The following is a 25,547-nucleotide window of genomic DNA, read 5'->3' on the forward strand; positions in this document are numbered from 1 at the left end:
ATAAATATCAAGGAAAGCGCCGTGGGCACGCCCTACGCGCGCGGACATATCAATGATGCGCAGTGGGCGGCAGCTGGACGATTCCGCATGTACTGGGAACAATCCGGCGCAAAGGGTGCTATCGCAATCGACTATGGCCGGGTTCAGGTTGACGGTGGCAAAGCACTTGATCCGCTACCAGATCGCGTGGTCGAAGCTACCCATCATCTGAATAGCTGCCTTCCGGTTCTCGGCAAGCGCACCTTTGACATGATGATCAAAGTCGTTGGGCAGGGCATGGAAATAGCGGACCTCGCCAAGACCCAGCGCGAGAAGACAACATTCAGCGATTACATCAAAGATGGCCTTGAAGAATTGTCTGTGCATTGGGGGTATAAAACGCGATAGGTAGTTGCCCGCTTAAGCGAATTACACTATATTTTGTATTGTGGTGATTTGCGCTTAAGGCGCGGTCTGATTTGCAAGGCGGTCTTCGGGCCGCTTTTTGATTCCGAGGCAATGCCTCAACGGAATGCGAGGCGGTACGGATCACGGGATTTACCGGTAGGCTGCGCAGCTTAGGCATGAAAAGCCGACCGCATCGCATACAATTCGAGTGGATAAACAGGCTCGCATAGCTCAGCTGGATAGAGCAGTCGCAGCCCGACGCGGGACGACAGGTCGCAGGTTCAAATCCTGCTGCGAGCCTGCCACTCGGACAATAATCAGAACGGCGGCGCTGAAAGCAGGGAAGCGCAAGGTCAGATGCGGTAACGGTGCACCGTGAGCAAGCAGCCTGAGTATAGACAGCGTTGGTGCAACGCACGCTACGATTTACTCCCACTGTCTGGGTAGCGCCAGACCCGTTCTGGTCAAATATCAGGAGCAGCTTACAAGGTTGCTTACAAGGTTTCAGCCCCGCCATCGTGCGGGGGCTTTATAAAGTAATGCCGAGGCTATCGATTAGCTCTGGTCGACTGACCGCGTTAAGCGCTTCCACGACCGCTCGTCGCTCATCTAACGATCCCTGTTGAAGCTCCGCAGCAATGGCTTCCCAAGGCTCTCATGTCAGCGTCAGCATCATTCTCGTGGTCTTCGATGTATGTAATAGCGATTGCTATCGCGGCGGCGAGATGTTGCATGATCATACCTCATTATACGGCGTAATTGGGCAAGCCCAAAAGATACAACCGTGAGTCTCGTCGGGGAACAAGTGAGATCAGCTACCCAACGAAGCGATCGTCGCAAATAGAATGATGAACGATAGAAGAACAGCAGTGAGGCCGCCGAACACAGCGGCTCGGAGTGCCCGAAAGCTGGGTTCCGTAAAGAATGGCGTTAGTCGACTGAACCTTTTCCCCATACGATGACCGGTGCCCAGTTCTCGATCTTCCACGCGCTCAACGAGACTTCCCGTTTTCACCAATACGGCGGCTAGCGAGATTAGAAACGTGGCAAACCCAACGAGTAGCACTGTCGATGCCATCCAGAACGCAGCCTGAACTACAATCGAATGTTCCTCTGGTCTGAATGCCATACCCGCCCCAACCGTTAATTTCCCCATCTCGGAGTATCCTGTGACACTTACGCCAAAGCAAGAGCGGTTTGTCGCTGAATACCTGATTTATCTGAACGCCACGCAGGCAGCGATCCGGGCAGGATACAGCGAGAAGACGGCTCAGCAGCAGGGTTGACGCATTGTTCGTCGCTGCTTCCGAAATCATCAAGGCATCGAACAACGCAAATGGCGCGCGCACGGGCGTCACCGTCAAAGATTTCGGTGGGGTTGAGTAGGTCTTCACGTGGCTCTGATAGCCAGAGATGCCAGTTCTTCTCCTCCAGAATGACCGGCATGCGGTTGTGAATTTTCGCCATCAAGTCGTTAGCAGCACAGGTAATTATGGTGCAGCTTTTTACGTTTTCGCCTGTAGCTTTGTCGTGCCACGTATCGTACAGGCCAGCAAAGGTGAGAGGCTTGCCGTTCTTGGCGGATATGAACCAAGGCTGACGCGCCTCTTTCGGGCCTGACCATTCGAAGAAGCCAGTCGCAGGGATTAGACAGCGCGAGCGATTAAACGGTCCTGCGAAAGTCCGCTTTTGCTTCAACTCCTCGGCCTTGGCATTAAAAGTGGTGTACTTGAATTCGCTCAATGACTGCTTCCATGAACTCGGAATGAGCCACCAACGCATTTCGGAATAGTCGAGTGTGCCGCCGTTCTGCGTAATGACGCCAACCTGCGTTGTGGGCGCGATATTGTAGCGAGGCTGGATATTCCGAGGCGTTACAGCCGTCAGATTGTACATCGCGTGGATTTCAGCCCACGTATAGGTCTGGGTAAACCGTCCGCACATGCGCGCCTCCTCGTTTGCAAAAAGGTAGGGCGCTCCAATGTTTCGTCTACTATGCAAAACGGTGTGAGGGTCGTTTAAAATTCCATAATGAAATCAATGCTCACTAATGTCGCCACACCTTTTGCGTAAACCATTGTTTTAATTATATAAATATCAATAAATTGCAGTCCTGCCGGGATCGCCATTCTTTCCCAAATTCCATCACAGTTTTTAGTAATACTGCCGATATCCGTGGATATAGCCCGATTGTCTTTCTTGTTTGCAGCTTTTACGCGTATTTCAGCAAAGCTTAAACAAATGAAAGAGGAGAGGGCATGCGTTATATTCCAACGGCGGTGGCCGGGTTAGTCGGTCTGGCCTTGCTCAGCATTATTCTGGGCTCGTGGTACACGATCGACGAAGGTGAGCGCGGCGTTATTCTGCGATATGGCGCGGTGGCCGGTGTCGCGCAGCCTGGGCTGGGGTTCAAGATCCCCATGATTGATTCCATCGTTCGTGTTTCTGTCCAGTCGAAAGCGGCGATCTATAATCAGATGGAAGCCTATAGCCGCGACCAGCAACCGGCGACCATGAACCTGTCGGTCAATTATCGCATTCCGCCGGATCGCGTCGAGGAAGTCTACGCCAATTATGGCGGTGAAGATGGTCTGCTTTCGCGTCTTGTGGAGCGTCGCGTCTTCGAGGAAAGCAAGACGGTGTTCGGCAAGTTCAATGCCGTGACCGCTATTCAGGAGCGCAGCCGTCTCAATCAGGAGATTGCAGAAGCCATCCAGAACAGTGTGCGCGGGCCGGTTGTCGTCGATAGTGTCCAGATTGAAAATATCGATTTCTCGGACGCCTATGAACAGTCCATCGAGCAGCGCATGCTGGCCGAGGTGGAAGTGCAGCGCTTGCGCCAGAACGCCGAGCGCGAAAAGGTGCAGGCGGAAATTACTGTGACGCAGGCCAAGGCGCAAGCCGATGCGCGCCGTGCGGAAGCTGAAGCTCAGGCCGATGCTGTGCGTCTTCAGGCTGAAGCTGAATCTGAAGCCATTCGCCTGCGCGGCGAGGCTGAAGCAACCGCCATCAAGGCACGCGGCGATGCATTGCGTGACAATCCCGGTCTGGTGTCGCTGACCCAGGCCGAACGCTGGAATGGGCAACTGCCTTCGACCATGTTGCCGAACAGCTCGATCCCGATGCTGAATCTTACGCCGCAGACGGTATCGGAATAAACTAAAAATGGCGGGGTTTTGCCCCGCCATTTTCTTGACCTGTTCGTCACATTATCGCGGTTCGTTACCGCGCGGACGTATATAGGCACGTGGGCCGCCATAGCCGCCGGGACGACCGCCGTGCCAGCCGGGGCGATCCCAGTTTCGGTTACGATAGCGGTAATCCGGACGCCCTCCCCAGTAGCCGCGACGATAATAGTAATCATCGCGGTCGTTGAGCGCAGAGCCGATTGCCACGCCCGCGATCAGCGGAATACCGATGAGGGCTGCATTGCGCCCGAAATCATTGGAATAACCGCTGCCCACCGTTCCTTCCTGAAACGCGATATAGCGTGAAGAGGACCAGCCGTGGGTTGCGCCATAGCTCACCTGACACCAGCCATAACCCGAAGTGCAGCCATGCACCGTCACGGGCGCTCCGCCCGGAATAGCGCCCATGGAAGGATAATTGGTGCTGGGTCCGGTCCGGATATTGAGATTGGCAGTGGAGATTGCATTTGCGGCCTGCGCCGCACCTGCCGACAAGACTCCGACTACAACGAGAGCAGCTTTCCAAGCGAGTTTCATCGAACATCTCCCTGAATGACCACGATGAATAATGATATCTTTTATAAAACGAAGGTGATGGACGAAAGTTCCTCTTTTGATCTTGGTAAACGACATAAGCTCAGGGGGCTGAATCGGAGAACCAAACCGCAATGCAAATAAAAAGCGCCGGATTATCCGGCGCTTCTGAATGCGAATTCTTCGTTCGTCTCGGCTTAACGCTTGCAGCGCGCAACGTAAATCTGACCATGACGGTTGCGATATTGGCAATTGCCATTGCGCAGTTCGCGCACCAGCAGGCCGCCAAGGGCACCAGCACCCGCACCGATCAGGGCGCCACGTCCGCCACCGGCAATGCCACCGATGATGGCGCCTGCGCCGGTGCCTATCGTCAGGTCTTTTTCAGTGGTGGTGCAGCCCGAAATTGCCATTAGCGCCACCAGTCCAAGTGCTACTTTCCGCATTTCTGTCTCCTCCATGAGTGCAACGATGCAATAAGAACGATTCGCATTGAAATCGGTTGCTTGAAATTAAAGGAGAATTTGCAGGGAAAACAGTCACTAGCGGCGATAGCGCAGAATGACCGCAATCGCCAGAACGGCAAGCCCGATGGCGATGAAACCCTGAATAATGAAAACCGCATTCATCATGATGTCGTCCTTCAGCGCCGGTGGCGTTCTTCGTCAGGCCACCGCGCATAGTTTGCCACTCACAGCGCTTTCAGCAAAGTGCGAAGCGCTACCAATCGTTCAGATGGCTGCAAAGCCCTTTTCAAGATCGGCGATAATATCCGCCACATCTTCCAGACCGATCTGGAGGCGGATGACCGGACCCGGATAATTGCCCTTGGCAATCAGGCGGTCGGCAACGCGCACCTGCAACGCAAGGCTCTCATAACCACCCCATGAATAGCCGAGGCCGAAAATCTCCAGCGCATTGAGGAAGGCATGGGCTTCCGCCTGTCCGCCGTCTTTCAACACAAACGAAAAGATGCCGGACGAGCCTGTGAAGTCGCGCTTCCAGATATCATGGCCGGGATGGCTTTCGAGCGCCGGGTGCAGAACCTGCGCCACCGCAGGATGGCTTTCCAGCCAATGGGCGACTTCCAGAGCGCTCTTGCGGTGATGTTCCAGACGGACGCCCATGGTGCGCATGCCGCGCAGGATCTGATAGGTGTCGTCAGGACTGGCGCAAAGTCCAAGCGTTCCATGGGTTTCCAGAAGCTGCGGCCAGCACTTTTCATTGGCGGACACGGTGCCGAACAGAATGTCGGAATGGCCGGACGGATATTTGGTGGAGGCGTGAATGGTAACGTCCACGCCGAAGTCGAGCGCCTTGAAATAAACCGCCGTTGCCCATGTATTGTCCATCATCACGATGGCGCCGCCCTTGTGCGCGGCTTCCACGATGGCCGGAATATCCTGCATCTCGAAAGTGTTGGAGCCGGGGGATTCCGTGAAGACGACCTTGGTGTTGGGCCGCATCAGCGCTGCGATGCCCGCTCCGATTTCCGGATCATAATATTCGACATCCACGGCCATGCGCTTCAGGATCGTATCGGCAAAGTGGCGGGTCGGATTATAGATCGAATCGACCAGCAAAGCGTGATCGCCAGGAGACAGAAATGCCAGCAGCGGCACGGTGACGGCCGCCAGACCGGATGGCACACAGATCGTTCCGGCAGAGCCTTCCAACGCGTTGATTGCATCGCAAAGCGCATCGCTGGTCGGCGTTCCGCGCGTACCATAAGTGTATTTCTGGTCGCCGGTGGACATGGTTTGGGCATCCGGGAAAAGCACGGTCGAGGCGCGGACGACGGGCGGGTTGACGAAGCCGTGATAGTCGCGTGGCTGATAGCCATCATGCGCCAATCGTGTGTTTATCCCCAGTTTCGCCGTCTTATCTTGCTGCTTAGCCACGAAATTGCCTCCAGACCATGTTGCATGCGTTCCGCCGGTTCTCTTTTGGAGAGTGCTGCATGGTCGTACCGACTACCGGATGCGGCCAGATGCGGTTGGCAGAAAGATCATCGATTCCGTCTGTTGCGGAATATTTAGAAGTTCATTCGATAAGCCGCGTCAGGGCTGGATGCAACCCCGCGTTCAGTGCTTGAAGCGCAAGACGCGATGCGAAAAGGGAATAATGGAATGTCATCACCGGATTTGAAAAATACGCTTCTCAATCCGGTATATGCGGCCATTGAACTTATTCGCGCTTGTCTGAGACCGGCCTACAAGGGCGCGCCGTCTTCCTGGACGATGCAGATGACTGCAATCGTCGTGCTGCTGCCGTTTATCATCCTGATTCTGCATCTGTGGGATGCCGATATCGTTCGTGCGGCGGCTGGAAGCAGCAATATCATCATGGAAGTTCTGCGAACGGTCACTGATGCCATTCGCACCGTTGTCTGGCTGGCTGTCGCGCTGGTTGTCTGGGTGGTCACGGCCTTTATTCTGTCGCCGACCTATCGGGGCCAGATGCGTCACGCGCTCACGCGGTGGCATGGCTGGGCAACGCTGGTTCTGGCATCCATCGTGGTGGGCAGCATTCCGTCTGAAATTGGCAAGCTGGCGATCGGTCGCGCGCGCCCGTATTTGCTTGATCAATATGGCGCTGCCTATTTCTCGCCGTTCAAGGGCGAGTTTCTTTATGAAAGCTTTCCATCCGGCCATTCGATGATGGCTGGTATCATGATGGTATCGCTGAGCATTTTTCTGCCGCGCTGGCGCCTGCCGATCATTGTCGTTAGTCTGTTGTTCTGCATCAGCAGACTTGCAGCCGGAGCGCATTTTCCGACCGACATTGTGGCAGGTTGTACCATTGGCTCTCTCGCAACCCTATGGGTGGCGCGCTACATGGCGACGCGAAATATTATTTTTTCATTGGACGCTAATAGAGCGCTCCCAACGGTCTGATTTTGCCCGGTTTTACCCGGTCTCTGGACAGTGGCGAGAAAATGTAATCAATTTAAACATTTGTTATTGCTATGTTTTCCTTGAAGGAATTCTGGCGGGTGCCAAATGGCGTGCTTTGGTGAGCGCACTACCCAGAAATTGGGAAACCGTGTAAAAAATTTAGGCTCGCGTTCGAACTTTTCCACGAAACGCTGATTTTGCTGCTGATATTAACTTGACCATTGCCCAATTATCGCCTTCGATAAGGCGGTGAAGGCGACAGGCGCCGCTATGCTCAGACATAAATAGAAGGCCGGATAACCGGTCGGGGGCGAGGGGCGGTCTGCTAATGCAGTATGGGTTGGGGAGGAGCGTACGGCTTTTCCGGAAAACCTGTGCAACAAACAACGAGAGAAACGCGTGGTGTGTTTACGCCCATCGTTTCCAGGGAACAAAAAGGTTGCAGGCCAGATGAAAAATACAATTTTGATGGGGGTACTGGGTGCAGCAGCGCTTTTTGGCGCGGCTTCGGGGGCATCCGCCGACACACTTTCCGATGTTAAGGCAAATGGCTCCGTGAAATGTGGCGTGAACACCGGTCTTCTCGGTTTCGCTTCGCCGAACGATAAAGGCGAATGGTCAGGCTTTGACGTCGATTATTGCCGCGCCGTTGCATCGGCGATCTTCGGCGATCCGACCAAGGTGAAGTTTACGCCGCTGAATGCGAAGGAGCGCTTCACGGCGCTGCAATCGGGTGAAGTGGACGTTCTGATCCGCAACACGACCTGGACCATTAGCCGTGATACTTCGCTCGGCCTGGATTTTCCGGGCGTCAACTATTTTGACGGTCAGGGCTTCATGATCAACTCGAAGAAGCTCTCCGGCATCAACTCGGCGCTTCAGCTTTCGGGCGCTTCCATCTGCGTTCAGGCCGGCACGACGACCGAGCTGAACATGGCCGATTATTTCCGTTCCAATAAAATGGAATATAATCCGGTCGTCTTCGAAAAGGTCGACGAAGCCAACGCTGCCTATGATTCCGGCCGTTGCGATGCTTACACCACCGACCAGTCCGGCCTCTATGCAATTCGCCTGACGCTCGCCAATCCGGATGATCACGTCATCCTGCCGGAAATCATTTCCAAGGAACCGCTGGGTCCCGCTGTCCGTCAGGGCGATTCGAAGTGGGCTGACGTCATCCGCTGGACGCATTTCGCGCTGTTGAATGCTGAGGAATTCGGTATTACCAAGGCGAATGTCGACGAGATGAAGAACTCCGACAATCCGGAAATCAAGCGTTTGCTTGGCACGGAGACCGATACCAAGATTGGTACCGATCTGGGCCTCGATAACGACTGGGTGGTCAAGATCATCAAGGGTGTCGGTAATTACGGCGAATTGTTCGACCGTAACCTGGGTAGCGGTAGCCCGCTCAAGATCGCACGCGGTCTCAATGCCCAGTGGTCGAAGGGTGGCTTGCAATACGGCATGCCGATCCGCTAAAGGCGACAGCTTTTGCATCTGACATGAGGTGGGGGCACTGGCATCCGCCTCATGCCGGATTTATCGGCTCTCTATTTCGTTGAAGCAGTTTCCCGCAAAGATCATCGGGATCTGACAGCAGCACAAGCATTTGAAATTGGGGCGATTGCCCACAAGAGCTCATAGCATTTCGCTGGCCAGACATTTGAACCGGCCCGTCGCAAAAATAATGGTTCGGCTGCATTGTCGTTTCGAGAATTACGCTCCGGTTTTTGGGGCGTCGTTTCCGTTCCGAAAATTTTGCGCCTGACCAAAGGTACAGGAAACATATGGCTTCCTATTCTGCAACCGAACGCCATGATGGCGGTGGAACCTCACTTCTGTACGATCCGCGCGTTCGCGGCATCTTCTACCAGATTTTAGTGTTCGTCGCGGTCGTGGGCGCGATCTACTGGATCGTCGGAAATACGGTCACCAACCTGCAGCGCGCAAATATCGCTTCGGGCTTCGGCTTTTTGAAAGGCCGCGCAGGCTTCGATGTCAGTCAGACACTGATTTCGTATAACAGCGATTCGACTTATGCCAGAGCCTTTCTGGTGGGGCTCGTCAACACGCTCTATGTTGCAGGTCTGGGCGTTATCACAGCCTCGATCATCGGCTTTCTTGTCGGTATCGGTCGTCTGTCCCGTAACTGGCTGATCCGCAAGCTCTGCACAGTCTATGTTGAAGTGTTTCGCAACATTCCGCCGCTGCTGGTCATTTTCTTCTGGTATTTCGGCATTTTGTCCACTTTGCCGAATGTGCGCGAAAGCATCAGCGGACCGTTGCACACCTATATTAATACACGCGGTTTCTTCATGCCCGCACCCGTGTGGGGTGAGAAGGCGTGGCTCATTTCGGTGGCGCTGGTGCTCGGCATCGTTGCGTCTTTCGTGGTGGCGCGCTGGGCCAGACGCCGGCAGATGGCGACCGGCCAGCCCTTCCATACGCTCCGTGCGGCGATAGCATTGATCATCGGTCTGCCGCTGCTTGCCTTCATCGTGACCGGCTTTCCGGTTTCCTTCGATGTTCCGAAACTCGGTACCTTCAATCTGACGGGCGGTGCCCAGATCAAGCCCGAATTTCTGGCGCTTTTCCTGGCCTTGTCCTTCTATACAGCCTCGTTCATCGCTGAAACGGTTCGCGCGGGCATTCTCGGCGTCAACAAGGGGCAGACGGAAGCGGCCTATGCGGTTGGCATGCGGCCTGGTCCGACCATGCGCCTGATCATCGTGCCGCAGGCGCTACGCATTATCATCCCGCCTCTGTCGAGCCAGTATCTGAACCTCATCAAGAACTCCTCGCTGGCAATCGCCATCGGCTATCCGGATCTCGTCGCCGTTGGCGGCACGGTTCTCAATCAGACCGGACAGTCGGTTGAAGTCGTGGCAATCTGGATGGTGATCTATCTGGGCATCAGCCTGGTCACGTCCGCCATCATGAACTGGTTCAATGCCAAAATGGCGCTGGTGGAGAGATGACCATGGAAAAAGCCGATCTCCAATATATCCGCACGGAAATGGTCGATGGCGAAAAGCCGCCGCGTTCCGTACAGGGCTTTTCGCACTGGCTGCGCGTCAATCTCTTCGCGTCTCCAACCGATGCGGCTCTGACAATCTTCGCCCTGTTTGTGCTGGTCTGGTTTCTGCCGTCAGCCATTCAGTGGCTCTTCATCAATGCGGTTTGGAGTGGAACCGACCGCACGGCCTGTCTGACCGTCGCACAGGGTGGCGCACAGCCGGATGGCTGGTCCGGCGCTTGCTGGGCTTTCGTTCAGGCCAAGTATGAGCAGTTCATCTATGGACGCTATCCGATCGATCAGCGCTGGCGGGTCAATCTGACGGCTCTGCTCTTCGTCGTCCTTCTTGTGCCGCTTATGATACCGAAGGTGCCGCAGAAGGCGCTCAACGCCATTCTGTTCTTCTTCGTCTTCCCATTTGTGGCATTCTTCCTGCTGGTTGGCGGCTGGTTCGGTCTGCCCTTCGTGGAAACGCCACTCTGGGGCGGCCTTCTGGTAACGCTGGTTCTGTCCTTCGTGGGTATTGCAGTCTCTTTGCCGCTTGGCATTCTGCTGGCGCTTGGGCGTCGTTCGCATCTGCCCGTCATCAAGACATTCAGCATCATTTTCATCGAAATGGTGCGCGGTGTTCCGCTGGTAACGGTGCTGTTCATGGCGAGCGTCATGCTGCCGCTGTTCCTGCCGCCGGGCGTAACCTTCGACAAATTGCTGCGCGCCCTGATCGGCGTGGCGCTGTTCGCATCGGCCTATATGGCGGAAGTGGTGCGCGGCGGACTTCAGGCGATCTCACGCGGGCAATATGAAGGCGCGGATGCGCTCGGCCTCAGCTACTGGCAGAAGACAGGTCTCATCATCCTCCCGCAAGCGCTCAAACTGGTGATTCCGGGTATCGTGAATACCTTCATCGGGCTCTTCAAGGATACGAGCCTCGTCTACATCATCGGCATGTTTGATCTTCTGGGCATCGTGCGCCAGAGTTTCTCCGATGCCAATTGGGCTTCTCCACAGACGCCTGCGACCGGCCTCATCTTTGCGGGCTTCGTTTTCTGGATTTTCTGTTTCGCTATGTCGCGATACTCTATATTCATGGAACGACGGCTCGACACGGGTCACAAACGATAAAAAGAACAAAAGGGAATAATGGAATGAGTGCACAAAGCGCCCTCCCGCAATCAGAGCTCGGTGTCGAGGTCGACGGCTCGAAGATGCAGGTATCCAAAACCGATGTCGCCATCGAAATCACCAACATGCACAAGTGGTATGGTGAGTTTCATGTTCTGCGCGACCTCAATCTGAAGGTGATGCGCGGTGAGCGCATCGTCGTTGCCGGTCCGTCGGGCTCGGGCAAATCGACGATGATCCGCTGCATCAACCGTCTGGAGGAACATCAGAAGGGCAAGATCGTCGTTGACGGCATCGAGCTGACCAACGATCTGAAGAAGATCGATGAAGTGCGCCGCGAAGTCGGCATGGTGTTCCAGCACTTCAACCTCTTCCCGCATCTGACCATTCTGGAAAACTGCACGCTGGCACCGATCTGGGTGCGCAAGATGCCAAAGAAGCAGGCGGAAGAAATCGCCATGCATTATCTGGCCCGCGTGAAAATTCCGGAACAGGCCAATAAATATCCGGGCCAGCTTTCCGGCGGTCAGCAGCAGCGCGTGGCGATTGCCCGTGCACTGTGCATGAACCCGAAGGTCATGCTGTTCGACGAACCGACCTCGGCGCTGGATCCAGAAATGGTCAAGGAAGTGCTCGATACGATGGTGAGCCTTGCTGCGGAAGGCATGACCATGATCTGCGTGACGCACGAAATGGGCTTTGCCCGTCAGGTCGCTAATCGTGTGATCTTCATGGATCAGGGCCAGATCGTTGAACAGAATTCGCCAAACGAGTTCTTCGACAATCCGCAGCACGAACGCACCAAGCTGTTCCTCAGCCAGATCTTGCACTGATCCGGTTGAGTGCCTTGAATTGAAAACACCCGCCAGTCACGCTGGCGGGTGTTTTTATTGGTCGGGTCGTTTCGACCAAGCCGCCGCTTACTCTGCGTGTGGTCCTTCGCAAAACTGGATGCGGTTGCCGAAAGGATCAATCACGCTCATCACGCGCCCCCAGGATTGGGTTTCAATTCCGGGACGCATGAAGCGATAGCCGCGCGAAGTGATTTCCTTATGCAAGGCATCGATGCCTTGCATGCGCACAAAAATGTTAGCGCCGGGGCTGCCATCGCCGTGATGCTCGCTCAAATGCAGGATCAAGCCTTCGCGCGACACCTGCATATAAAGCGGCATATCCTCCGCAAATCGGTGCTCCCAGTCCACGGTGAAGCCCAGAAAACCGATATAGAACTCCCTGGCTTTATCGATGTCGAAAATCCTGAAGATGGGGCATGTTTGTTCAAACTGGATTGTCATGTTGAGCTAGCTCGCTCCGATGAGAGACGGGACGGTGAGGTGTTTCGCCGCGCAGTATAGACGGAAGCCATAGCTCAATCTTCCACGAAGTGGCGCAGGCGCTGCAAGGCATCATCCCACTGGGTTGAAACGGCGGCGAGATAGGCGCGGGCATCGACAAGCGGTGCCGGATGCAGGCGGAAATGACTTTCCCGCCCGATCTTTTCGCGATGCACAAGCCCGACCTGTTCGAGAACGGACAGGTGCTTGGTTACGGCTTGCCGCGTGATGCTGCCATTCTGTGACAGCACCACGATAGAACGGCTCTCACCGTCGCTCAATGTCTCTATGAGAGCGAGTCTCGTCGGGTCGGCAAGCGCGCCGAAAATAGCGGAAATCTCCATGGCGTGACTGACCGGATTTTCACTCATTTTTCGACATGGGCCTTGATGTTGCCGACCTGCTCCTGCCAGCCGCCATCGTTCATGCGCAACGCCAAAGGCTGGCGCTCGGCGGGCAGGGCGTCGAAACCGCTTTCAACAACCGTCAGGCGCGTGCCGCTATCGATCGGTTCAAGTTTGAACTCCACCAGCGTCGGTGGCTCCTTGGAATAATCCACGTCCGGCTCGACGGCATAAGGATGCCATGTGAACGCGAAATAGTTCGGCGCCTTCATATCCTTGACCATGGATTCCCAGCGCACATGCTCAAATCCCGGATAGGTGATGTGACCGGTCGAAGCTTCGCCAACGATGAACGGGCCATTGAGCTTGACGCGAAACCAGCTTCCAAATTCGTCATGGTCGGTCAAGGCGCGCCAAACGCGGTCAATGCCTGCGCGAATGTCGACGGTCTTCTCAATGCGATCTGTCTTGCTTGCAACGGTCATGGTGCAACTCCTTCTTGATTGGCAACTCAATGGTTGCTAATTTACAGGCGTTGAAAAAATAAGCAACCAAAAAGTTGCGTATTTATTCTGGCAAGGGTGCCTTGTCAGGCAAAGGAAAGAGCGTGCGCAGTTTTTCCGCCAGAATGCGATCACCTTTGACTATCAGCAAATTGGCTTCCTCAAGCGCTGACAATGGCTGTCCGCCATAGATGGTCGCAGCGAGCATACGCGGCGCGCCCTGGAGTGAAAGATCGTACCGTTCGGGCATGCCGCGAGCGATATCCAGCGCCTCATCATGCAGGCGGACGGTGAAATCTTCGCCATCCAGTCGCAGGTGAATGATGGCATTCATCCCATGGGCGCGTCCGCTATCCAGCATGGTGCGCAGGGATAGCAGGAAGGAAACCGTTGAAATCGGCAGGTTCGGATCGTGCATTGGCGAACGCGCCGCCCAACGACCGAGTGCTTGCAGGATCGGTTCACTTTCATAGCCCCATTCGGTAAGTTCATAGACCTGCACCGAGGCCGGCGGCGGTAATTTGGTCTTGTGGAGAATGCCGGCCAGTTCCAGCCCCTCGAGCCTTTGCGTCAGCACATTCGCGCTCACGCCCGGCAGATCGGCGCGCAAATCGCTAAAACGCTTGGGTCCCAGCAGCAGCTCTCGCATGACGAGCAGCGCCCAGCGTTCTCCAATTAAATCAAGGCCATGCGCCGCAGCGCAAGCATCGTCGTAGCTGCGCTTCGCGACCTGTTTTTCGCCTTTAGTTATTTTTTCTAACTTCATGGTTGCCTAATATAACTTATCTGTCATTATGTTCAAGCAAACTTAATCCGGACATCGCCAGAACGCGCGAAAAATGTCTGGTGCTGCGGCGGGGCGCAGCGGCGACAAACAATAATAATGGATACAGGGCCGCGCCCTGCCAATGGAGGAAATGTCATGCCGAAAATGATCTTCGTGAATTTAGCTGTGAAAGACGTCGCGCGCTCGACGAGCTTCTATGAAGCCATTGGCGCGAAGAAGAATCCGATGTTTTCGGACGAAACCGCATCCTGCATGGTTTTCTCCGATACGATCCACGCAATGATCCTGGATCATGACAAGTTCAGCCAGTTCACGCCGAAGAAAATCGCCGATGCCAGTGCGGTGAGCGAAGTGCTGATCTGCCTGTCCGCCGACAGCAAGGCCGAGGTGGATGATACGGTTGAAAAGGCCGCGAAAGCTGGCGGTCGTGCCGATCCGGCGGCCAAGCAGGACTATGGTTTCATGTATGGACGCAGCTTTGAAGATCTGGACGGTCATATCTGGGAGCTGATGTGGATGGATATGGAAGAAGCCGCCAAGGTTATGGGCTGAGCGCACAAACTGGATAAACAGGGAGGAATTGACCATGTCTGGTCTCACCATTTGCCTGTGGTTCGACGGGCAGGCGGAAGAAGCCGCCAATCATTATGTCTCGATTTTTCGCGCCTGCGGGCGACCGGCTTCAATTGATGGTTTCATCCGCTTCAAGCATGGCAACCAGCAAAACGAAGAACAGGCGGTCACCGCGAATTTCACGCTTGATGGACAGAAAATCTGTGGCCTCAACGGGGGGCCGCATTTCAAGTTTACGCCAGCGGCATCGTTGATTGTTCGCTGCAAGGATCAGGCGGAAGTGGATGCCTTCTGGGAAAAGCTTCTGGAAGGCGGGACACCGATGGAATGCAGCTGGCTGACCGATAAATATGGCTTCGCATGGCAGATCGTGCCCGACATGTTGCTCGACACCATGGAAAATGGTGCGCCTGATGTCCGCCAGCGCGTGGCAGACGCCATGATGAAGATGGTCAAAATCGATGTTGCGACATTGGAAGCAGCGCGCGACGCGGCGTAACCTTTGACCGACTATCCGCGTATGGCCGCAACGGCATCATAGCCATAAAGCCAGTCCAGATCCTTCAGGAAAGTATCCGGGCGGCGCAGGGCAAACAGCATGTTGCGGCCAAGCGCCATCGGTCCGGTGGCGTGATAGGCAAAGCGGTTAAGCTGACCGCGCTTGGCAACCGCCGCTATCCGTTCCTTGCGAACGGTTTCGAAGCGGCGCAGCCCCGACGGTTGATCAGCGGCATCAAGCGCTTCGGCAAGGGCGGCTGCATCCTCAATCGCCATCGCAGCGCCTTGCGCAGCAAATGGCGTGACGGCATGGGACGCATCGCCCAGAAATATGGTGCGGTTCGGTCCCAGAAACTGCGGTTCCGCCATTTCGAAAAGCGGCCAATAGGTCCAGTCGTCGGCAGTCGCCAACACATCACGAACCGGCTTGGCCCAGCTTCTATAGGTGGCTTGCAGTTTTGTGCGGTCGCCGGTTTTCGACCAGCTTTCGCCGGGATTTTCGCCCGCAGTAATGGCGACAAAATTGAAAAATGCCCCGGCTTTGACGGGATAGGCGATGAAGTGAATGTCGGGGCCGAGCCAGGCTGATACGGCCTTGCGTTCGGGAAGAGCGCTCAGGAAAGAGGCGGGCAGGGCATCGGCCGCCAATGTTGCGCGCCACGCAATATGGCCGCTGAACTGCGCCTTGTCATAACCGCCAAGGGTGCGCTGCACCGACCAGACACCGTCACAGGCGATCAGATAATCGGCCTCAACGGTGTTGGTCCCGCTTTCGCTTTCGACGGTTGCCACAATGCCATTGTCGCGGGCGGTATGGTCGAGGATTTCACTGCCGAGGCTGATCTGGATCGCCGGGTTTTCCTCGCAGGCTTGCAAAAGCGCCGTTTGCAGATCGGCGCGGTGACAGACCACATAAGAATGGCGCCAGCGCAGACGAGCCTTGTCGCCCAGTTCCATGGCGAGCAAGGGACGCGCCTTGCGACCATCCATGAGATAGAGCTTTTCAGGCGTTACAGTGTGAGGAGCAAGTCTATCGGCGACACCGAGGCGCTCAAGATGACGCATTGCGTTCGGGGCCAGTTGCAGGCCCGCGCCGACTTCAGAAAGAACGGATGCTTTCTCGATGAGCTGGATTGTCCAGCCCCGTGCTGCAAGTTCCAGCGCCGCGCTCAATCCCGCGACACCGGCCCCTGCTATCAATATGCGGCCTTTGCCCATATCGGTCTTCTTGCCCAATGCTGTGATAAGATGGGCTTAATAATCGCTGATCAGGCCGCTTTATCGGCTGGAGCGTCATAGGTGCAGCCTGCCGGAAGAGTTTCGTCGGCATGCAGCTTGGCATTGTAGCGATAAAGGGTCGAGCAATAGGGGCAGACCACTTCGTTTTCGTCGCCCATGTCGAGGAAGACATGCGGATGATCGAAAGGCGGGTTTGCGCCGACGCACATGAATTCCTTCACACCGATTTCAATGGCACTATGACCGGCGTCGTTCTGGAAATGAGGAATGATGTGATCGGACATAATACGCTCCGGGCTGTCGTTCGCGGAATATAGCACGCTTCAGACCAGCGCGCTCAAAACTCTGCTTGCGTTTACCGCGAAACTCTTGTTTCCGGAAGCGTTTTCATCAATTCTAGGGATATTTAAGTGATTTGCTATCAAACTGTCATGCGACAGCCATAGGCTTTACGATGCGCCGGTTCTTTCCGGCAAATGCCGGATTAGGAAAAATGAACGAAAACAGTGCGTTGGCAAGCGAAACCCAGAGCGGGGCCCATGATATGACAGCTGAACCAGCCAGCAGCTCCGAAATCGGTTCGGACATGCAAAACGCACCTGATGCTCACAAAGCTTTGAATGAAGATAAGCTCGCAGAGCTGATGAGCAGCGCGGATCGCTTCGTCAATCGTGAGTTTTCCTGGCTCCAGTTCAACCGCCGCGTTCTGGACGAGGCCGCCAATATGCGCCAGCCTTTGCTGGAGCGTCTGCGTTTCCTGTCTATCTCGGCCACGAATCTCGATGAATTCTTCATGGTGCGTATTGCCGGTCTTGCCGCGCAGGTCCGTGCCGGTGTGGCGTTGCGCAGTGCCGATGGTCGCACGCCGCAAGAACAGCTCGATTTCGTTCTGGATGAAGTGAGCCGCTTGCAGGCCGAGCAGCAGGGACGTTTCCGCATTTTGCGTGACGAGCTGGTGCAGGAAAATATCGAAATTGTTCGCCCATCGGGTTTGTCGGAACCGGAGAAGGAATGGCTGGAAAGTCATTTTCTCGAAACGATTTTCCCGGTTTTGACGCCGCTTTCCATCGATCCGGCGCATCCGTTTCCGTTCATCCCGAATCTGGGTTTCTCGATTGCCTTGCAGCTGGCGCGCCGCGCCGATAATCACCCGATGACGGCGCTTCTGCGCATTCCCGTGGCTTTGAAGCGATTCATCCAGCTCCCGACGGATCAGCAGAACGTCTATCGCTTCATCACCATTGAAGATGCGGTGAGCCTGTTTATCGGGCGGCTGTTCCCCGGTTATGAGGTGCGCGGCGCAGGCACGTTCCGCATCATTCGCGACAGCGATATTGAAGTGGAAGAAGAAGCCGAAGACCTCGTGCGTCTCTTCGAAACGGCGCTGAAGCGCCGCCGCCGCGGTCAGGTTATCCGCATTGAATTCGATGGCGAAATGCCGGAAGCCTTGCGCGTCTTTGTGGCGACTGAACTTGGCGTGTCCGAGAATCGCGTCAGCGTGCATGAAGGGCTTCTGGCGCTCAACATGATCTCGGAAATTGTCTCCATTCCGCGTGATGACCTGAAATTCGTATCCTACAATCCGCGTTTCCCGGAGCGTATCCGCGAACATGGCGGCGATTGCTTCGCCGCGATTCGCGAAAAGGACATTGTGGTTCATCACCCTTATGAGTCGTTCGACGTTGTGGTGCAGTTTCTGCGCCAGGCGGCGGCAGACCCGGATGTGCTGGCCATCAAGCAGACGCTCTATCGCACCTCCAACGACAGCCCGATCGTGCGTGCGCTGGTTGATGCGGCGGAAGCGGGCAAATCGGTCACTGCGCTGGTCGAGCTGAAGGCGCGTTTCGATGAAGAAGCCAATATTCGCTGGGCACGCGATCTTGAGCGGGCGGGCGTGCAGGTGGTTTTCGGCTTCATCGAGTTGAAAACCCACGCGAAAATGTCACTCGTTGTGCGCCGCGAAGACCAGAAGCTGCGCTCCTATGTGCATCTGGGCACGGGCAATTATCACCCGATCACCGCGCGTATTTATACGGATCTGTCCTTCTTTACCTCGGATGCCGATATTGCCCGCGATGTGGCGCATATCTTCAATTTCATCACCGGCTATGCTCAACCGGCGGAAGAGATGAAGATTGCCATTTCGCCTTTCACCTTGCGGGCGCGCATTATCAAGCACATCGAGAACGAAGTGGCGCATGCCAAGGCAGGGCGACCGGCGGCGATCTGGATGAAGATGAATTCTCTGGTCGATCCACAGATTATTGATGCGCTCTACAAGGCAAGCCAGGCAGGCGTTCACATCGAGCTGGTGGTGCGTGGCATCTGCTGTCTGCGTCCGGGTGTGCCGGGGCTATCCGACAATATTCGTGCCAAGTCGATTGTCGGACGTTTTCTCGAGCATAGCCGCGTTTTCTGCTTTGGAAACGGGCATGATCTGCCGTCCGACAAGGCGATTGTCTATATAGGTTCCGCCGATATGATGCCGCGCAATCTCGACCGTCGCGTGGAGACTTTAGTGCCCATCACAAATGCCACAGTGCACCAGCAAATCCTGTCTCAGATCATGTTTGCCAACATAATTGATAACCAACAGAGCTATCAGCTACTTGCGGACGGCACCTCTCGCCGGATAGAAAAAGAAGAAGGAGAGGAAGCTTTCAACGCGCAGGAATATTTCATGACCAATCCCAGCCTGTCGGGTCGCGGAAAGTCGCTGAAGTCTTCGGCCCCCCGTCTTATCGCACATCGTAAGCGTGCGCAGGCGGAAAGAAAAACGACTGCATGAGTCCAGCTATAGCACAAGGCCGTCTGAAGGGTCTCAAGCCCATCGGGGTCATTGACATCGGCTCGAATTCGATCCGTCTCGTCATTTACGAAGGTATCGTCCGTTCACCGACGGTATTGTTCAACGAAAAACTCCTTTGCGGTCTCGGCAAGGGGCTGGCCAAAACAGGCCGGCTCAACGACAAGTCCGTCGATATCGCCTTGCGCGCCTTGCGGCGCTTTCGTGCGCTTGCCGAACAGGCGGGCGCGGTTTCCGTGCATGCGCTGGCGACTGCTGCCGCGCGCGAAGCGAAGAATGGTCCAGATTTCATCGCACAGGCCGAGGCCATTCTCGGGCGGCACATTGAAGTCCTGTCCGGCAAGGAAGAAGCCTATTATTCGGCGCTCGGTATTATTTCCGGCTTCCACAAGCCTTGCGGCGTCGCGGGCGATCTGGGCGGGGGCAGTCTCGAACTCGTGGCCGTCAACGATCACGACATCGGCGAGGGCATCACCTTGCCGCTTGGCGGCCTGCGTCTTCAGGACATGTCCGACGAAAAGCTGACCGAAGCTGCGAAGATCACACGCAGCGAACTGACAAAGGCCACGCTCCTTGAAATGCATCAGGGGCAGGTCTTCTACGCAGTTGGCGGCACGTGGCGCAACCTCGCCAAGCTGCACATGACGGCCAAGCATTATCCGCTGCACGTTATGCATGGATATGAGATGGACCCGGTCGAGGCGCAGAGCTTTCTCAAGCGCGTCGCCAAGGGCAATATCGACACGATGCGCGGCATCGAGGCGGTATCGAAAAACCGTCGCCAGCTTCTGTCCTATGGCGCAACCGTGATGCTGGAAACCATTCGCCGCATGAAGCCTTCGAAGATTGTCTTCTCGGCATTGGGCGTGCGTGAAGGTTATCTCTATTCGCTGTTGCCGAAGAACGAGCAGAAACTCGACCCATTGCTGGCTTCTGCGGAAGAACTGGCGATCCTGCGCTCGCGCTCGCCGCGCCATGCGCGCGAACTGGCGGTCTGGACGACGCTTTCTCTACCGCAGCTCGGCTATGACGAGACTGAGGACGAGGGGCGTTATCGCGAAGCTGCCTGTCTCGTGGCGGATATAAGCTGGCGTGCGCATCCGGATTATCGTGGCTCGCAGGCATTGAATATCATCGCGCACGGCTCGTTCGGCGGCATCGATCATCCGGGCCGCTCTTATATGGCGCTTGCCAATTATTACCGCCACGAAGGGCTGATCGAAGACGAAATCGCGCCGGAAATCGTGCAGCTTGCCACGCCGCGCCTTCGCGAAAGGGCGAAGCTGCTCGGCGCGTTGCTACGCGTCGTCTATCTGCTGTCGGCATCCATGCCGGGGGTCATTCCGCGCCTTTACTGGCGTGAGGAAGAAAACGGCATCGCGCTGGTTGTGCCGAGCGATCTGGCCGATCTCGTCTCGGATCGCCCGGAAGGCCGCTTGCAACAGCTCGCCAAATTGACGGGAAAGAACCTCTATTTTGCGATAGGCGAAAAGGGAGGGGAATAAGGGAGTAAGGGAATAGGGGAGTATGTTTTTACAACCCTTTTCACCTATTCCCCTACTGCCTTATTCCCTTACTCCCCTAATTCCACCGCCCGGATACGACGGTTCTCGAACTTGATGCCGATCTTGCCGTCGATCAGGTCCAGTGCCTTCTGACCGAATACTTCGCGACGCCAGCCCTGCAAGGCTGGCACTTTCGCTTCATCACCTTCTGCTGCAATCTTGTCGATATCGTCCGAGTTGGCGACGATCTTGGCGGCAACGCCATGTTCTTCGGTAACGAGCTTCAGCAGAACCTTCAGAAGATCGGCTGCGGCGGCGCTGCCTTCCGGCGAATGCGACGGCTTGGGCAGCTTCGGCAGGTCTTCCTTTGGAATAGCGAGCGCTGACTGGATTGCGGCCACCAGACCAGCCGCCTGTGCCGAGCGCTCCCAGCCCTTGGGGATCGAGCGCAGGCGACCGAGCGCCTCGGCATCGCGCGGCTGTTGCTGCGCGATTTCGGCAATCGTGTCGTCCTTGATGATACGGCCACGCGGCACGTTGCGTTCACGCGCTTCCCGTTCACGCCAAGCCGCGACGGACTGCATGATGGCAAGCTCAATGGGCTTGCGCACGCGGGCTTTCACGCGCCGCCATGCATCGTCCGGATGCAGATCATAGGTTTCGCGGGCGGTCAGTACCGCCATTTCCTCATTCACCCACTCGCTGCGACCTTCCTTCTGAAGCTCTTCCTTGAGATAGAGATAGATGTCGCGCAGATAGGTGACGTCAGCCAGCGCATAGTCGAGCTGCTTGTCTGAAAGCGGGCGTCTGCGCCAGTCGGTAAAGCGGGACGATTTGTCGAGATGCTTGCCGGTGACTTTCTGGACGAGCTGGTCGTAGGAAATCGCATCGCCGAAGCCGCAGACCATCGCCGCAACCTGACTGTCGAAGACCGGCGATGGGATAAGGTCGCCGAGATGGAACACGATTTCGATATCCTGCCGTGCGGCATGGAAAACCTTGACGATCTTCTCGTCGGCCATCAGGCGGAAGAAAGGGGCAAGGTCGAGACCGGGCGCGAGAGCATCCACCAGTGCGGTGTGATCCGGCGAAGCCATCTGGATAAGGCACAATTCCGGCCAGAAAGTCGTTTCACGGATGAACTCCGTGTCGACAGTGACGAAATCTGACTTGGACAGGGCGGATACGGCCTCTTCGAGGGCCTCTGTGGTCGTGATGAGTTGCATAGGTTTCTTTTAGACAAAGCGATGCTGGTTGTCCCGAAAGAATGCGCAAAAGCGATAGCATAACAAGTGCAAATCGTGTTTTTTGTCGATACGTTACGTCATGCGGTCCGAACCGCGACACTTGTAGAGAGTGCAGACTTGACAAAACCCGGTCAAAATGCGCTTTTCCGCCAGAATTTGCAGCGCTTTGCCTGCACTGACTTATCTTACCAAAAGGCAGAAATCATGCACCGTTACCGCAGCCATACCTGCGCAGCCCTCCGTAAGACGGACGTCGGTTCGAACGTTCGTCTGTCCGGCTGGGTTCACCGCGTCCGTGACCATGGCGGCATTCTCTTCATCGATCTTCGCGATCATTACGGCATTACCCAGATTGTGGCCGATCCCGATTCGCCCGCTTTCAAGGTTGCCGAAACGGTTCGCGGCGAGTGGGTTATCCGCGTCGATGGTGAAGTGAAGGCCCGCGCAGGTGATGCGGTCAATACGAACCTGCCGACCGGCGAAGTCGAAATCTTCGCAACCGAGATCGAAGTTCTGGCCGCAGCCAAGGAACTGCCGCTGCCTGTCTTCGGCGAGCCGGATTATCCGGAAGATATCCGCCTGAAGTATCGCTTCCTCGATCTGCGCCGCGAAACGCTGCACAAGAACATCATGAGCCGCACCAAGATCATTGCCGCGATGCGTCGCCGCATGACCGAAATCGGCTTCAACGAGTTCACCACGCCGATCCTGACGGCTTCGTCGCCGGAAGGCGCACGTGACTTCCTGGTGCCGAGCCGTATCCACGAAGGCAAGTTCTATGCGCTGCCGCAGGCGCCGCAGCAGTACAAGCAGCTTCTGATGGTTGCCGGTTTCGACCGCTACTTCCAGATCGCGCCTTGCTTCCGCGATGAAGACCCGCGCGCTGATCGTCTGCCGGGCGAGTTCTACCAGCTCGACCTTGAAATGAGCTTCGTGACCCAGGAAGAAATCTGGGAAACGATGGAACCGGTCATGCGCGGCATTTTCGAAGAATTTGCCGAAGGCAAGCCGGTCACGCAGACCTTCCGCCGTATCGCCTATGACGATGCGATCCGCACTTATGGTTCGGACAAGCCGGATCTGCGCAACCCGATTGAAATGCAGGCTGTGACCGATCATTTCGCCGGTTCGGGCTTCAAGGTCTTCGCGAACATGATCGCCAACGACCCCAAGGTCGAAGTTTGGGCCATTCCGGCCAAGACCGGCGGCTCCAGAGCATTCTGCGACCGCATGAATTCCTGGGCGCAGAGCGAAGGTCAGCCGGGTCTCGGCTACATCTTCTGGCGAGAGGCAGAAGGAGCTGTAGGTGGTATGGCGTTGAATGAATTGCCGATAGGCGGTGGTTCGTTCAGCGGAATTGAAGCCGCAGGTCCCATCGCTAAGAATATTGGTGAGGAGCGCACTGAAGCGATCCGTCAGCAGTTAGGTTTAGGTGCTGGCGACGCCTGCTTCTTCGTGGCTGGTCAGCCGTCGAAGTTCTATAAGTTCGCCGGCGATGCACGCACGCGTGCAGGCGAAGAACTGAACCTCGTGGACCGCGACCGTTTCGAACTGGCTTGGATTATCGACTTCCCGTTCTACGAATGGGACGAAGACAACAAGAAGCTCGACTTCGCACACAACCCGTTCTCCATGCCGCAGGGCGGTCTGGATGCGCTGGAAAATCAGGATCCGCTTGCAATCAAGGCCTATCAGTACGATCTCGTCTGCAACGGCTTTGAAATTGCTTCGGGCTCGATCCGTAACCAGCTGCCGGATGTCATGGTCAAGGCCTTCGAAAAAGTCGGACTGAGCCAGCAGGATGTGGAAGAGCGCTTCGGCGGTCTCTACCGTGCGTTCCAGTACGGCGCGCCTCCGCATGGCGGCATGGCTGCCGGTATAGATCGCGTCATCATGCTGCTCGTAGGTGCGAAGAACCTGCGTGAAATCTCGCTGTTCCCGATGAACCAGCAGGCGCTCGATCTTCTGATGAACGCGCCTTCGGAAGTATCGCCAGCCCAGCTGCGCGATCTGCATATCCGCTTGGCGCCTCCGGCTCAGAAGAGCTAAGCTCTTTTCAGAGAACAAAAAACCCGGCCTTGAGCCGGGTTTTTTATTGGAGCGCATCTAAAAGAAAGCCCGGTGATGACACCGGGCTTTTTCGATTTTAGTTATTGGCGTCGACGCCGACCTTCAGGAGCTGGATGATCTTCGTCGGGTCGAGCGATGCGGTCGCAACGATCGATGCGAAGGTGACCGGCTGGTCAGGTGAGGCGCTGAGCGTCAGAGACTTCGGATCGGTGAAATACTTGTCCGATGCCGCTTTCAGCTGCTGCGCGAAATCCGGGTTCTTCAGCTGTGTGGCCATCAGCGGAACCATCATCTTCAGCTGTTCGCCAAGCGCCTTGGCATCCGAACCCTGCTGCTTGGCATAATAGGTCAGCAGCTTTTCCGTCAGCGATGCATCATCGAAGCGGATCGTCAGGTTCTTGAGGTTCAGCTGTTCTGCAAGGCCGAGAATGGCAAGACCGGCGGCGTCCTTGTCGGCGTCCGATTTGGTCATCGCTTCCTGCGTCTTCTGCACGGCTTCGACAAAGGCCAGATCATAACCGCCAAGGCTGCCGGTAATGTTGATCTTGCCAAGGTCCTGTGCATCAACTTCCATCTGGTCGAGCGTGGCATCGCCCGACTTCGGCGACCACTGGCCCTTCATGTTGACGGCGGCCTGAAGGCTCTTCATGCCGAGCGGCTCAAGCGGGTTCTGGCCTTCCTTGCCGAAGGTGGCGTCGATGCTGGCGACCGAAGCGGTGTAGCCAATCTTCTCGGCCTTGTTCGACGTGTCGAGCGAGACGTCAACGCCCTTTACCGTGGCGCCATCCGTGCCCGGCTTGCCGAAAGCCAGTTCGTCGATCTTCATCTTGTCGTAGAGGATCATGCTATCGAGCGGACCCTTGGCAGATTCCGATGGAATATGCAGGTTCAGCATCGACATGCCCTTGATGGTGGCCTGGTCGTTCTTGCCGTCGGTGTTGTCGAGCGTAAGGTCGGGAACAGCAACCTGTCCGATGGTAAAACCGCCATCCGGTGCGTCCTGAACGTCTTCCAGCGTCACGTCGCCGATTTCCACATCCTTGGGAGACAATGTGGCGAGCTTGACCTTGGTGCCTTCGAGCACGATGTTCGAACCGTCAGCCTTCACATTGGCGAAGCTCAGTTCGCCGCCCTGTTTTGCATAAAGGGCCTTGAGGCGCTCGGCGACCGCATTGGCATCCGCTGCCATGGCGACGCTGCCGAAAATCAGCGAAAGTGCTGTGCTTGCAGCAAAAATGCGCGCCGCTGGCTTGATATTGACGAAAACCTGCATTCGAAGCTCCTGCCTAATCTCTTGATTTTAGTGCGGCATTCATAGGCGCAAATCTTCTAATTTAACAACCCGATTTGCTAAACCTTTGCTTGCAACGTAGGAAAACCTGTTTCCGATTGCTCTATAGGGCGTAAATGGCGGCAGATTTGCGACTGAAGCGCTGCCGCGTACTCCTATTTTGATTTGTGCAACTATGCAGTGGATTTCAAGCGCTGGCACGC

General features: G+C 56.0%; 24 protein-coding genes, 1 tRNA gene and 1 pseudogene. 14 read left to right on the forward strand and 12 right to left on the reverse strand.

What is annotated here, in order from left to right; genetic code table 11:
• Positions 1-21 precede the first annotated feature (21 nt).
• The 3 genes from FGI60_RS14650 to FGI60_RS14660 all read left to right on the forward strand — a co-directional run bounded on the left by FGI60_RS14650 (position 22) and on the right by FGI60_RS14660 (position 1,673).
• Positions 22-387, forward strand: a complete 366-nt coding sequence (locus FGI60_RS14650; protein WP_138785838.1) for a hypothetical protein — start codon at positions 22-24, stop codon at positions 385-387.
• A gap of 220 nt (positions 388-607) precedes the next feature.
• Positions 608-687 (forward strand) — tRNA-OTHER (locus FGI60_RS14655).
• 869 nt (positions 688-1,556) lie between these two features.
• Positions 1,557-1,673 carry a terminase small subunit gene (locus tag FGI60_RS14660; RefSeq protein ID WP_235889822.1) on the forward strand — a complete coding sequence of 39 codons (117 nt, stop codon included), beginning with the start codon at positions 1,557-1,559 and terminating at the stop codon, positions 1,671-1,673.
• Positions 1,674-1,788: 115 nt separating this feature from the next.
• On the opposite strand, the pseudogene FGI60_RS14665 reads toward FGI60_RS14660, so the two are convergent.
• A pseudogene (locus FGI60_RS14665) lies at positions 1,789-2,331 on the reverse strand (SOS response-associated peptidase); the annotation flags it as partial.
• Positions 2,332-2,645: 314 nt separating this feature from the next.
• On the opposite strand from FGI60_RS14665, the gene FGI60_RS14670 reads away from it, so the two are divergent.
• Complete coding sequence (locus tag FGI60_RS14670; protein WP_138785839.1) at positions 2,646-3,545, forward strand: prohibitin family protein; 900 nt, start codon at positions 2,646-2,648, stop codon at positions 3,543-3,545.
• Positions 3,546-3,596: 51 nt separating this feature from the next.
• Here FGI60_RS14670 and FGI60_RS14675 read toward each other — a convergent pair whose 3' ends face one another.
• From FGI60_RS14675 to FGI60_RS14685, 3 genes are all read right to left on the reverse strand, one after another.
• Entirely contained in the window at positions 3,597-4,112 is a 516-nt protein-coding gene (locus tag FGI60_RS14675) for an SH3 domain-containing protein (RefSeq protein WP_138785840.1), read from the reverse strand.
• 194 nt (positions 4,113-4,306) lie between these two features.
• Positions 4,307-4,555, reverse strand: coding sequence for a YMGG-like glycine zipper-containing protein (locus tag FGI60_RS14680; RefSeq protein ID WP_138785841.1), 249 nt, complete (start codon positions 4,553-4,555; stop codon positions 4,307-4,309).
• A 285-nt stretch (positions 4,556-4,840) separates the two neighbouring features.
• Entirely contained in the window at positions 4,841-6,010 is a 1,170-nt protein-coding gene (locus FGI60_RS14685; RefSeq protein ID WP_138785842.1) for a cystathionine beta-lyase, read from the reverse strand.
• A gap of 228 nt (positions 6,011-6,238) precedes the next feature.
• Here FGI60_RS14685 and lpxE point away from each other — a divergent pair, with 228 nt between their 5' ends.
• From lpxE to FGI60_RS14710, 5 genes are all read left to right on the forward strand, one after another.
• Positions 6,239-7,006 carry a lipid A 1-phosphatase LpxE gene (gene lpxE, locus FGI60_RS14690; protein WP_138785843.1) on the forward strand — a complete coding sequence of 256 codons (768 nt, stop codon included), beginning with the start codon at positions 6,239-6,241 and terminating at the stop codon, positions 7,004-7,006.
• 450 nt (positions 7,007-7,456) lie between these two features.
• Positions 7,457-8,488, forward strand: a complete 1,032-nt coding sequence (locus tag FGI60_RS14695; RefSeq protein WP_138785844.1) for an amino acid ABC transporter substrate-binding protein — start codon at positions 7,457-7,459, stop codon at positions 8,486-8,488.
• A 308-nt stretch (positions 8,489-8,796) separates the two neighbouring features.
• Positions 8,797-9,987, forward strand: a complete 1,191-nt coding sequence (locus FGI60_RS14700) for an amino acid ABC transporter permease (protein WP_138785845.1) — start codon at positions 8,797-8,799, stop codon at positions 9,985-9,987.
• A gap of 2 nt (positions 9,988-9,989) precedes the next feature.
• Entirely contained in the window at positions 9,990-11,147 is a 1,158-nt protein-coding gene (locus tag FGI60_RS14705; protein ID WP_138785846.1) for an amino acid ABC transporter permease, read from the forward strand.
• A gap of 23 nt (positions 11,148-11,170) precedes the next feature.
• Complete coding sequence (locus FGI60_RS14710) at positions 11,171-11,980, forward strand: amino acid ABC transporter ATP-binding protein (protein ID WP_138785847.1); 810 nt, start codon at positions 11,171-11,173, stop codon at positions 11,978-11,980.
• Between the two features lie 87 nt (positions 11,981-12,067).
• Here the strand turns inward: FGI60_RS14710 and FGI60_RS14715 are convergent, their stop codons facing one another.
• From FGI60_RS14715 to FGI60_RS14730, 4 genes are all read right to left on the reverse strand, one after another.
• Entirely contained in the window at positions 12,068-12,442 is a 375-nt protein-coding gene (locus FGI60_RS14715) for a glyoxalase superfamily protein (RefSeq protein ID WP_138785848.1), read from the reverse strand.
• Positions 12,443-12,516: 74 nt separating this feature from the next.
• Positions 12,517-12,852 carry an ArsR/SmtB family transcription factor gene (locus FGI60_RS14720; RefSeq protein ID WP_171058776.1) on the reverse strand — a complete coding sequence of 112 codons (336 nt, stop codon included), beginning with the start codon at positions 12,850-12,852 and terminating at the stop codon, positions 12,517-12,519.
• The gene (locus FGI60_RS14725; RefSeq protein WP_138785849.1) at positions 12,849-13,310 is read right to left on the reverse strand and encodes an SRPBCC family protein; all 462 of its coding nucleotides are present in this window, start codon (positions 13,308-13,310) and stop codon (positions 12,849-12,851) included. Before FGI60_RS14725 ends, FGI60_RS14720 begins: the two co-directional genes overlap by 4 nt.
• Positions 13,311-13,392: 82 nt before the next feature.
• Positions 13,393-14,094 carry a winged helix-turn-helix transcriptional regulator gene (locus FGI60_RS14730; protein ID WP_138785850.1) on the reverse strand — a complete coding sequence of 234 codons (702 nt, stop codon included), beginning with the start codon at positions 14,092-14,094 and terminating at the stop codon, positions 13,393-13,395.
• Between the two features lie 156 nt (positions 14,095-14,250).
• On the opposite strand from FGI60_RS14730, the gene FGI60_RS14735 reads away from it, so the two are divergent.
• Both FGI60_RS14735 and FGI60_RS14740 read left to right on the forward strand, forming a co-directional pair.
• Positions 14,251-14,667 (forward strand): VOC family protein, encoded by a 417-nt coding sequence (locus FGI60_RS14735; protein ID WP_078340485.1) that lies wholly within the window; start codon positions 14,251-14,253, stop codon positions 14,665-14,667.
• A 34-nt stretch (positions 14,668-14,701) separates the two neighbouring features.
• On the forward strand, positions 14,702-15,187 hold the full coding sequence (locus FGI60_RS14740; RefSeq protein WP_078340486.1) for a VOC family protein: 486 nt from the start codon (positions 14,702-14,704) through the stop codon (positions 15,185-15,187).
• Between the two features lie 11 nt (positions 15,188-15,198).
• On the opposite strand, the gene FGI60_RS14745 is transcribed toward FGI60_RS14740, so the two are convergent.
• The gene (locus tag FGI60_RS14745; protein WP_138785851.1) at positions 15,199-16,404 is read right to left on the reverse strand and encodes an FAD-binding protein; all 1,206 of its coding nucleotides are present in this window, start codon (positions 16,402-16,404) and stop codon (positions 15,199-15,201) included.
• A 50-nt stretch (positions 16,405-16,454) separates the two neighbouring features.
• The gene (locus FGI60_RS14750; RefSeq protein ID WP_138785852.1) at positions 16,455-16,709 is read right to left on the reverse strand and encodes a zinc-finger domain-containing protein; all 255 of its coding nucleotides are present in this window, start codon (positions 16,707-16,709) and stop codon (positions 16,455-16,457) included.
• Between the two features lie 260 nt (positions 16,710-16,969).
• Between FGI60_RS14750 and FGI60_RS14755 the strand changes: the two genes are divergently transcribed.
• Positions 16,970-19,213 (forward strand): RNA degradosome polyphosphate kinase, encoded by a 2,244-nt coding sequence (locus FGI60_RS14755; protein ID WP_374843597.1) that lies wholly within the window; start codon positions 16,970-16,972, stop codon positions 19,211-19,213.
• On the forward strand, positions 19,210-20,736 hold the full coding sequence (ppx, locus tag FGI60_RS14760; protein WP_138785854.1) for an exopolyphosphatase: 1,527 nt from the start codon (positions 19,210-19,212) through the stop codon (positions 20,734-20,736). The genes FGI60_RS14755 and ppx overlap by 4 nt, the downstream gene beginning before the upstream one ends.
• 68 nt (positions 20,737-20,804) lie before the next feature.
• Here ppx and rnd read toward each other — a convergent pair whose 3' ends face one another.
• Entirely contained in the window at positions 20,805-21,962 is a 1,158-nt protein-coding gene (gene rnd / locus FGI60_RS14765) for a ribonuclease D (RefSeq protein WP_078340490.1), read from the reverse strand.
• 225 nt (positions 21,963-22,187) lie between these two features.
• Here rnd and aspS point away from each other — a divergent pair, with 225 nt between their 5' ends.
• Positions 22,188-24,032 (forward strand): aspartate--tRNA ligase, encoded by a 1,845-nt coding sequence (gene aspS, locus FGI60_RS14770; protein ID WP_138785855.1) that lies wholly within the window; start codon positions 22,188-22,190, stop codon positions 24,030-24,032.
• Between the two features lie 97 nt (positions 24,033-24,129).
• On the opposite strand, the gene FGI60_RS14775 is transcribed toward aspS, so the two are convergent.
• On the reverse strand, positions 24,130-25,326 hold the full coding sequence (locus tag FGI60_RS14775) for a hypothetical protein (RefSeq protein WP_138785856.1): 1,197 nt from the start codon (positions 25,324-25,326) through the stop codon (positions 24,130-24,132).
• Positions 25,327-25,547 lie beyond the last annotated feature (221 nt).

The organism is Brucella haematophila, from assembly GCF_005938105.1.
Classification (GTDB): Bacteria; Pseudomonadota; Alphaproteobacteria; order Rhizobiales; family Rhizobiaceae; genus Brucella; species Brucella haematophila.